Below are 3,329 nucleotides of genomic sequence, written 5' to 3' on the forward strand. Positions count from 1 at the left end.
CGGAGATAACGTGAAAAGGTATTTAGAAAGTCTTTCCACGATTCTTCATTATGGCCAACACCCCTGCGACGAGCGCGATGGCTAAGGTTGCGGAAGACCCATCGAGTTCTGGAACGTTATGCGACGTTACACCCCCATCAATCTTTACGATGGCCGCTCCCCAGCTTGTGACAGGTGCATTGCTGAAGTCGGAGGAATAGATAGTGAAGTAGGCATCGTCCGTATCCCGGTCTTGGTCCATGAAGAACAGGCCGTTATCGCCATTACGCACGACTGCCGCGCGGCCATTATCGATTTTACGGTCAGCAAAACGACTAAAAAAGTCGGCTAACCCTGCTACGACGGCTTTCAGGATAAGATCCGGAGCTCTAGCGCGCAACAGTTCGGTCAGTGGGTCTGTAATCTCATCTCGACCCGATAGGTCAACAACGTTATTCTACCCCATAGCGGTGTATCCTCTGATTGACTTGCTTTGTTTGGCGACAACAAATCAATCAGATACGCCGCTTCTTTTCAATCCTACTGAACACCACTTTCAGTTATAACTCCCACCATCTTGTAAATAGCCCTAATAGCCATCACCAGCTATTAGGGCTTTTTTATTGACCCGCAACTTTACCAATCTCTAAAACATTAATGGGGATGGCACTCATCGGACCCGGTTAATAATACCGTCCCATCCGCAGTGGGCCAGCACTCTCAATCGATAATTCTCAAAATTCCTGAAACCATACGCACGCCGGCTCATCATTTCCATTTTGTTGTGGCGTCATAAGTGCTTGATATTCATTCATATTGATTCTCCGGTATATTTTAGTTGAACAAGTCCCGTTTTGGGACTACTATCAACTCTATGAGAATCATTGCCCTATCGACACTGAAAACTTTCTGGGAAGAAAACCCAGTGTATATGGATGCGAAAGAGCCTACGCTTGCTTGGTATCGACATGCCTTAGCGGCTGACTGGAGCGCTCCTGCCGATGTTAAGCAGGATTTCAGAAATGCCAGTATCCTCAAAGATGGGCGAATGGTTTTCAATATTGCGGGTAACAAGTACCGTTTGGTCGTGTGGATCAACTATACCTATCGCGTGATGTACATCCGCTTCATCGGTACACATGCGCAGTACGACAAAATTGATGTGCAAACTATTTAATTGCTGGAGGAAAAATTATGGACATCAAACCGATTAAAACTGATGCCGATTACCGAGCGGCATTAAAAGAAATTGAAAGCCTGATGATGGCTGGCCCTGACACACCTGAAGGCGAAAAGCTGGACGTCATGGTCACTCTTATCGAAGCTTATGAGGCCAAGCATTTCCCTATGGAACTGCCTGATCCTGTTGAAGCCATTAAGTTTGAAATGGAGCGTAAAGGATTAACAGTGAAAGACCTAGAACCCATGATTGGAAAAAGCAACCGAGTCTACGAAATTCTCAATCACAAACGCTCGCTCACGCTAAAAATGATCTGGAAGCTGCATGAGGGCTTGGGTATTCCGGCAGAGTCCTTAATCAAACCACCTCAAGCGCATGCTTAAGAGTGATAGATTTCAAAGCACAACGAGATTGACGCTCGGCTCGCACAGCTTGAGCAGGAGAAAAAGCAGCTTCTAGCTCTCATAGAGCAACTCCAGCAACCTTCACCGAATACATCTGACTCGACCCTATATTCACCAGAACATTTGACAGGGGTTCCCCCCCGGCTCCATCACTAGTCTAACCTCTCCAGACCTGTGGATACGCACTAATTTCTAGACCACACATGAGGAGCTAACTTGCCCTTCCGCCATATTCTAGTGGCACCAGCTTCTCCCCTACTTCCTTGATCGCCACAAAGCCATAGCTTGGCGGGAGCATCACAATCAGCACCGAAGCTTAGGTTTAATTCGGCTTTGCTTTGCGATGTTCGATAATTTTATTAACTGCCAACACAGCTCTAAGTTGAATCGCTACAGCAACAGAAGAGCATGCTGCCGCATGAAGCGCAAACTCCTTTTATTACTTAACGTCGTAAATCGTTCGGAGTCATTGAGCGATTATTTACAAGTCCCTTTCATTAATGAATCTAGAACCTCGCCAACAGCCTTCCCTTTCCCTGGTGCAATAAAGATCTGCAGATTCGGCATCGGCGGCTGAAGACGGCCACTGGCGGCGACGTAGGCCTGAGAAGGTAATTCACCAAATTCGCCCTTCGATATTCGAGGGATCATCTCATCGATCACCTCTTCAGCAAGGGCTTTGCGAGCCTCCATATCCATAAACGAAATTTCACGTTCCATCTCAAGCCGTGAGACCTCAGATCTGAAAGCCTCTTTCACAGGGCTAAACGCATCTTCGATCTCTCTCGTTTTACCTTTCTTCAAGCCGACGCGAACAATATCGGTATTGCGAGATTCATTAAACATAACATCAAGTACACCCCTCGCAACCCTCAGGTCGAGCACACTGATTTCCCGGTGAGGTGTATCACTACCATCCATAGGCGTCATGACCGTCTGCGTCAGCAGGCAACCATCCAGGCGTAAAGAGGAGGTCTTGTCTCCCGGGCCAGTACCATCCGCTGCAATGCGCTCTATTTTTTCCGGCACGGCAGATTGTAGTAACTGCGAAATATCCTCTTCCGCGTTAGTAAATGAAGTGAGAGAAAGTATAACGGCTAATGCTACCAATGATGTCCATGTCTTCATGCAGAAGTCCCTTCTTATAGAATCAATACAGTCGAGTAAATATGATCAACCGCAAACAGTTAACCTACCAGTAGCTGGAATCCAACCACGTCAGCACTTTACAAGCAAATGCGGAGGTTAACCCAGAATCGCTGTCGTCATATCACCAGCTAACCATGATAGTGGTATTTTCTAGCGACCTCTATGCGGAATACTACCCAAATTCTCACTGTACTTTCCGGTCAGGCAACGCTACGTCGAGCAACTAGAAATGCGCAGGATGATGGTCCATCATAAAACATCAAGATAGATCATGATGGAAGCCGCCATGTCCTCCCCCGCTCGTGAAAAATTTGTCTCTCAAGCCGCCCCTGAGGTATTGGCTGCAATTCGCCAGATTGCAGAAAGCCAAGGCCGTCAGTTTGAAGCCGTGCTTAATGAAGCCTTGCGCGACTATATCGATCGCCAACAAAAGGAACGACCACGTCGTCATGTAATGACTACTTTCGCCACCAGCCTGGAAGAGTTTGATGATATCTACCGCAATCTCGCGAAATAAGATATGGCAAACTGAGTTGTACAAACCGCACACAGGACATTACAAAGGCCCATTTACGGAGGCTGCCGCCCTACGGGAACGCCTGCGATTAATTACCCTC

At 47.3% G+C, this 3,329-nt stretch carries 5 protein-coding genes and 1 pseudogene; 3 read left to right on the forward strand and 3 right to left on the reverse strand.

Annotated elements, in window-relative coordinates; genetic code table 11:
- Positions 1 to 22 precede the first annotated feature (22 nt).
- Together ACXAFR_RS27115 and ACXAFR_RS27120 are read right to left on the reverse strand one after the other, a co-directional pair.
- On the reverse strand, positions 23 to 379 hold the full coding sequence (locus tag ACXAFR_RS27115; RefSeq protein ID WP_475183236.1) for a hypothetical protein: 357 nt from the start codon (positions 377 to 379) through the stop codon (positions 23 to 25).
- A 270-nt stretch (positions 380 to 649) separates the two neighbouring features.
- A pseudogene (locus ACXAFR_RS27120) lies at positions 650 to 766 on the reverse strand (transposase); the annotation flags it as partial.
- 87 nt (positions 767 to 853) lie between these two features.
- Between ACXAFR_RS27120 and ACXAFR_RS27125 the strand changes: the two are divergent.
- Both ACXAFR_RS27125 and ACXAFR_RS27130 read left to right on the forward strand, forming a co-directional pair.
- Entirely contained in the window at positions 854 to 1,156 is a 303-nt protein-coding gene (locus ACXAFR_RS27125; protein WP_475183238.1) for a type II toxin-antitoxin system HigB family toxin, read from the forward strand.
- Between the two features lie 17 nt (positions 1,157 to 1,173).
- Positions 1,174 to 1,542 carry a helix-turn-helix domain-containing protein gene (locus ACXAFR_RS27130; protein WP_019606330.1) on the forward strand — a complete coding sequence of 123 codons (369 nt, stop codon included), beginning with the start codon at positions 1,174 to 1,176 and terminating at the stop codon, positions 1,540 to 1,542.
- Positions 1,543 to 2,040: 498 nt separating this feature from the next.
- Here the strand turns inward: ACXAFR_RS27130 and ACXAFR_RS27135 are convergent, their stop codons facing one another.
- Positions 2,041 to 2,691, reverse strand: coding sequence for a hypothetical protein (locus tag ACXAFR_RS27135; RefSeq protein WP_475183242.1), 651 nt, complete (start codon positions 2,689 to 2,691; stop codon positions 2,041 to 2,043).
- A gap of 292 nt (positions 2,692 to 2,983) precedes the next feature.
- Here ACXAFR_RS27135 and ACXAFR_RS27140 point away from each other — a divergent pair, with 292 nt between their 5' ends.
- A complete protein-coding gene (locus ACXAFR_RS27140) occupies positions 2,984 to 3,229 on the forward strand; it encodes a hypothetical protein (RefSeq protein ID WP_475183246.1) in 246 nt (81 codons plus the stop codon).
- Positions 3,230 to 3,329 lie beyond the last annotated feature (100 nt).

The sequence above is a fragment of the Pseudomaricurvus sp. ABR4_320 genome, assembly GCF_056159445.1.